Annotated in this window: 6 protein-coding genes and 1 pseudogene; 3 read left to right on the top strand and 4 right to left on the bottom strand. The window is 43.0% G+C overall.

Features of this window, described 5'->3' with window-relative positions:
• Positions 1-128 precede the first annotated feature (128 nt).
• The 4 genes from ACUVJL_RS39590 to ACUVJL_RS39575 form a co-directional block, all read right to left on the bottom strand.
• The gene (locus ACUVJL_RS39590) at positions 129-1,460 is read right to left on the bottom strand and encodes a PAS domain-containing protein (RefSeq protein WP_445250820.1); all 1,332 of its coding nucleotides are present in this window, start codon (positions 1,458-1,460) and stop codon (positions 129-131) included.
• A 546-nt stretch (positions 1,461-2,006) separates the two neighbouring features.
• Complete coding sequence (locus ACUVJL_RS39585) at positions 2,007-3,200, bottom strand: RNA-guided endonuclease InsQ/TnpB family protein (protein WP_445250819.1); 1,194 nt, start codon at positions 3,198-3,200, stop codon at positions 2,007-2,009.
• A gap of 149 nt (positions 3,201-3,349) precedes the next feature.
• The gene (locus ACUVJL_RS39580; RefSeq protein WP_445250818.1) at positions 3,350-3,610 is read right to left on the bottom strand and encodes an ATP-binding protein; all 261 of its coding nucleotides are present in this window, start codon (positions 3,608-3,610) and stop codon (positions 3,350-3,352) included.
• Entirely contained in the window at positions 3,588-3,869 is a 282-nt protein-coding gene (locus ACUVJL_RS39575; RefSeq protein WP_445250817.1) for a hypothetical protein, read from the bottom strand. The genes ACUVJL_RS39580 and ACUVJL_RS39575 overlap by 23 nt, the downstream gene beginning before the upstream one ends.
• A gap of 20 nt (positions 3,870-3,889) precedes the next feature.
• Between ACUVJL_RS39575 and ribA the strand changes: the two are divergent.
• From ribA to ACUVJL_RS39560, 3 genes and pseudogenes are all read left to right on the top strand, one after another.
• A pseudogene (ribA, locus tag ACUVJL_RS39570) lies at positions 3,890-4,308 on the top strand (GTP cyclohydrolase II RibA); the annotation flags it as partial.
• 74 nt (positions 4,309-4,382) lie between these two features.
• Positions 4,383-5,285 (top strand): glycosyltransferase family 2 protein, encoded by a 903-nt coding sequence (locus ACUVJL_RS39565; protein WP_445250816.1) that lies wholly within the window; start codon positions 4,383-4,385, stop codon positions 5,283-5,285.
• Positions 5,286-5,429: 144 nt separating this feature from the next.
• Complete coding sequence (locus ACUVJL_RS39560) at positions 5,430-5,531, top strand: transposase-like zinc-binding domain-containing protein (protein ID WP_445250815.1); 102 nt, start codon at positions 5,430-5,432, stop codon at positions 5,529-5,531.
• The last annotated feature ends 199 nt before the right edge of the window (positions 5,532-5,730 follow it).

Raw genomic sequence — 5,730 nt, 5'->3', positions numbered from 1 at the left:
GAAATTTTATGGCGGTTTATTAAGTATGAATGGATTGAGATATCTGCTTACAAGAGTTGGGGAACTTTTGTTACCTCTGTGGAAAAAATCCTGAAAGAATTTGGAGAAAACTATGTAATTAATTTTGTCTAGCTACTTACCTGGTGGACTTCAAGAATTTGGCGGGCGCTATCTGCTGCTAACTGAAGTATTTCTCCCACCGACAGCGTGGAGTTGATGGCAACTGACGCGGAGGTTAACTTTTGGAGGCGGCGCATATACGACTGCTGGCGAGCCAACGCGCGCGAGCGGTCGTATTCTAACTGTTTGCGGTCCGTAATATCGATCGCCACGCCGAACAGCCGAAGGGCTGTACCCGATGCGTCAAAAACCATCCGCCCTTTGGCGTGAAGCCAAATCACTGAGCCGTCGGGGATTAGTTTGCGGTATTCCGACTCGTAAACTCCCGTGCCCGTGAGTGCTGCATCCAAATCTGCCAAAAACCTTTCGCGGTCTTCTGGATGCACCGCATTCTTTTTTTGCTCAAAAGTACCACAGGTGCTATCTGGGCCCAAACCCATCTGTGTTTCGGCATTGGACGAACGGCGGACTTCCCCCGATGCCACATCCCAGGTAAAAGCCATCACGTTAGCTGCTTCTAGAGCAAAGCGCAAATTTTCCTCGCTTTCTTGCACCCGCACGATCGATAATTTGCGATCGGTAATATCCCAAACCACGCCGCTCGATCGCACCGATTTACCCGTATCATCATCAAAAAACTTGCCCCTACTCGCGATCCAGTGCAAGCTGCCGTCGGGCCAAATGACTCTAAATTCGTATTGATATTCTATTTTGTTTTCTAAAGCCAAGGCAACAGCCCGGGCGATCGAGGGCTGGTCATCCGGGTGAATGCAGGCAAAAAACGCTTCGTAAGTTCCCGCAAAACTGCCTTTTTCCAACCCCAATAACAGTTCGTGTCCCTCGGACCAAACGACCTCGCCATTTAATAAATTCCAATCCCAAGTTCCCATTTTCGAGGCTTCGATCGCCAACCTCAGCCTTTCCTCCGAAATTGCCAACTGCGCCGACGTTTTCGCGTAGTTCTCGCGCAACTGCTTTTTTTTCAAGCTTTCGCCCACGGCCCCCGCCAGTCGCTTGAAGTGCCGCCCTTTGAATACGTAATCGCTCAAACCGGCTTTCATAGCTTCGACTGCCACTTGTTCGCTGCCGCTGTCAGTACACATAATTACCGGACAATTTGGGTAGCGGCTTTGAACTTTGTGAAGAATAGTTAATCCGTCGCTCCAGTGAAGTTGGTAGTCGGTAATTACTATGTCAAAGCCCCCGGTTGCCAGGATTTGTTCGAGAGTTTGGATATCAATAACCGACTTAATTTCTAAATCGGTAAAATTTTTCCTCAGTTCTCGATCTATCATCAGGCGATCGTTCGGGTTGTCGTCGATTAACAGAATAGACAGCATTGGGCTTTTACTTTTTGTAGGGCGCAAACATTCTTCAATCTCAGAATATTTTATTAAGCAATCTCGATAATTTGAATATTTACTTGGCTGGTTAATTATGCTTGCAAATAAGTTGATTGTATTTGCTTGTATTTTATTAGAGCTTACAGCTTGTAATATCCTGAACCAGCCTTTTAGGGCCTGCCCACAAACAAATTAATTAAGTTGTTGTAGAACAATACTCCGGACAGTTTTTGAGACCGAGGCTGAAACCCTCATTCTACCGTTAGCATTTGACCTCACTGAGAAGGCTGAAACCCGCATTCTGCCGTTAGTGATTGAAAACTGTCCGGACTATTGGTAGAACAGGTCAGACAGCCTGAGCTGGCGGAAACGGTGCAAGAGATCACTTAACTCTTACTATACTACTTGTTTATTATGTGTTGTGGTGTGAGGAAGCGGGTTGAGTGATTGTTTTATCGACAGCAGAATAGTGCTGTTAAAAACCTCTTCCCTGGAACCTCATCTTTGACACTCCGGGCGTCTGAAGACGCGAGGATTCTTGGATCAATCAGTCGGTTTGCTCGTTGATGCTGCCACCAACGAGTAGAGATCAGTCTGTCCCCAAGCGTTAATTTCGGCGTGCCCCGCCGTATTTAAAGTGATTCCTGCTTGCTTCAACCCTTTAGCCAAAATATTGCGACCAGCGTTGTGATCCCGATCCAATGTCGTACCGCAACCGCAAATATGGGTGCGAGTTGAAAGTGTTTTCAAGACAGTATTGCCACAGCTTGAACAATTTTGAGAAGTGTACTGAGGTGCAACAGCAATTACTGTTCTGTCGTACACTTTTCCAAAGTATTCTAACCATTGTGCAAATTGTGACCACGCTGCATCACTAATTGATTTGGCAAGCTTATGGTTTTTCACCATATTCCGCACCTGAAGATCTTCGTAGGCTACAAAATCGCTAGATTTTACCACGCACAACGCCGTCTTAATGGCGAAGTCTTTGCGCTGCCTGCTGACTTTCAGGTGTTTCCTTCCTAACTTATTGATCGCTTTTCTTCGATTGCTAGAACCTTTCTTCTTTCGAGAAATCCGCTTCTGCAATCTTTTCAAAGCTTTTTCACTTTTACGAAGATAGCGAGGGTTGGCAACCGTCTCACCATCGCTATCAGTATAAAAATGGTTCAATCCCACATCTATCCCAATAGCTTTACCAGTGAGAATAGGCTCCTCTTTTCGCTCCACGCTAATACAGAATTGGGCATAGTAGCCGTCGGCACGACGCACAACTCTGATTCGTTTTATCTCGTCAGGCGCATAGAGATGCAAATCCAGATTACCGATCAACTTAAACTTCCCAGCAGCAAAACCGTCTTTAAATGTCAGACATCTTTTGTTGGTAGAAAGTAGCCATCCTGACGTTTTGTATTCAACCGAACGAGTGTGTTTCTTGAACTGCGGGTATCCCTTTTTCCCTGGTTTCTTGGCTTTACAATTGGCGAAAAAACGTTGGATAGCAAAAATGGCACGTTCAGCAGAAGCCTGACGTGCCATAGAATTAAGCTTACCTGCCCATTCAAACTCTTTTGCCATAATGGCGCATTGTTTGTACAGGTCAACTAACTTAATCCCTTGATTCTCTGTCCAATACCTAAGAGTTTTATTTCGGACAAATTGAGCCGTCCTAATCATCTCGTCAATGACTCGGTATTGCTTCGCTTTGCCTTTCAACTTAAACTCTAATGTTATCATTTAAATATCTTACCGTATTACGAAACACTATGTTAACACAATGCGTATGTTTAATCATTCTTTACACTTTATAGAAACTAAAGCCGTCCTATAAGGACGGGGCTTTAAACCCAATTTTTCTGGTAAAATCCATTGCCGAACTTGCTTCTTCAACACTCGCACTTGCGCAATTTTACCCAGAATCGGGTGCCGGTTCCCAGAGTCGATTCCAGCCCGATCGCACCGCCCATCCGATCAACTCCTTTCTTCGCTATCGCCAGCCCGATTCCCGTCCCTAGATACACTTCTTGACCGTGCAGGCGATCGAACAACCCAAAAATCCTTTCTTGAAGTTTTTCTGCAATACCAATGCCGTTGTCTTCTACCCAAAGATATATATATTCCTCCTCAGCTTCTGAATAAACTCGCACCTGGGGAGCTATCCCAGGCTGCACGAACTGGTGGAGCATTGGAGAGCAAGTTAACCAAGACTTGCAGCAGTGTAGAAGGATGTGCCAACACCGCAGGTAGCGGTTCGACAACCGTTATCCGAGCTTGTTTTTGGGCAATTTCGGCCTCTAGTTGCGCGATCGAGCGAGCCACAATTAAATTAAGAGAGACTGCTTTTAGTGGCAAGTTAGCTTTGCTGAGGCGGCTGTACTCTAGCAAATTTTCGATTAAAGTATTCATCAGACTTGCAGCGCCCTTAATCCGAATTACCCACTGAATTTGGCCCGTTCAAAATTTATGGCTACCGTAATACTCAAGACAACTCGGAAAACGTTGCGATCTTCAAGGGTGAACCGGCAAAGTTCGACAACCCGGTAATGGTAAGAATACACTTGGAATGCTTAACAGGGGATGCCTTGGGTTCTCTGCGCTGTGATTGTCGAATGCAGTTACAAGCAGCACTGAGGATAATTGAGAACGCCGGTCAGGGGGTAGTAGTTTATTTGGCGCAAGAGGGAGAGGTATTGGTCTGTTGAATAAGGTGAAAGCCTATTCTTTGCAAGATTTGGGACTAAATACAGTAGAAGCAAATGAACGTCTGGGATTCTCGGCTGACCTCCAGGATTACAGCATGGCCGCGCAAATACTCAAGGGGAAAAAGGTAAACCCGCGTAGTATAATGTGTGATAGCATGGTGGCAAAATGCTTCTTAGCTACTTTTACCCCTTAAAATTTTATTGAAAAACTTGAATTATGTCAATTTTACAGCAGACTGTTATTTTGCCTTTAACAATTGTTGTCTGTACCATTAACCCCGATAGTTGTTTATACTTGGTGAAATCCCTGCTAAAGTATATTAAGAATGATCAGGTTATTATTATTATTGATGGGAAAAAATATGATACTTGTTCTGATATTCATAAGCTAGATAGATGGCAGTATAATGTTACTGTAGTTGTAACAGAAGATAACTGTGGTTTCTCATATTCTCGTAACCTTGGAATGCAAAAAGCTAGTAATCGATATATTATTTTCTTCGATGATGATATTATTATCTTTAAGGATGTTATTAGTAGATATAGGCAATTATTTCTGGAGGGTTATACGATGTTAGGTGGACCACTTATACTTCCTAAATCATATCCTCGAATACCCTTTTGGTTACCTCTGGGTTTATCTTCTTTGTTAGGAATTCATACAAATCAAGCCAAAATTTGGGGAGGAAACTTTGGTTTTGAGTTGATGCATTCAAAAAATGCAAACCTTTATTTTGAATTAGATTTAGGAAGAAAGGGAAAAAAATTACTTTCTGGAGAAGATACAACATTTATACAAAAATATAATCAAATCCATGGTAAAACAAAATTTGATATTGACTTAGCCGTTGAACATCATATAAAATTAAATCGTTTTTCTATTATGTATCTAGTTCGTAGAGCATTTTGGCAGGGACGTAGTGAAGTTCGACGGCATAGTTTCTTGAGAGGACTTGAAAAGGAATTTAAAAGATCTTTTTCAGTTGAAGAATCAAATATTATCATAAAGCTTATATGTTATTTTTCGGGTGCATTTCTATTTTTAGCTTATTTTAGTGGGTGTGTATATGAATTTTTCATAAATCAAATCAATTTTTTGATAGCAAAGTGCAGTAAATAAGCCGAATTACATAACTGAAGTTTAGACTAAGCAACGCAAAACGACCCAGCACTGCTGAGTTAATAGCAGACTTACCAAAAGTATGAAAAATCGGCGTTGCTGAATTACAATATGAGAGCATGATGGATAATAAGGTAAATTTTTATGAAATGCCCAGAATGCAGCTCAACTCATATCCGCAAAAATGGCATCCAGAGAGCTCAGCACTCATCATATTTGTGTCGATTGCGGTCGGCAATTTCTTGACAAATATGCAGAGCATAGAGGTGATAGTGATGATGTGAGACAGGAATGCATAAAAATGTATAGCCTTTCTCAGTAACATGAGGTGCTCTCGCGGGCATAGGGCATAGGCCTCCGTGGGCATAGGGCATAGGCCTCCGTGGGCATAGGGCATAGGCATAGGACTCGCCCCCATACCTCACTTTCTTGAGAACCGCTATAT

The organism is Microcoleus sp. OTE_8_concoct_300 (genome assembly GCF_031383065.1).
Classification (GTDB): domain Bacteria; phylum Cyanobacteriota; class Cyanobacteriia; order Cyanobacteriales; family Microcoleaceae; genus Microcoleus.
This window is presented reverse-complemented; position numbering and strand designations above follow the sequence as displayed.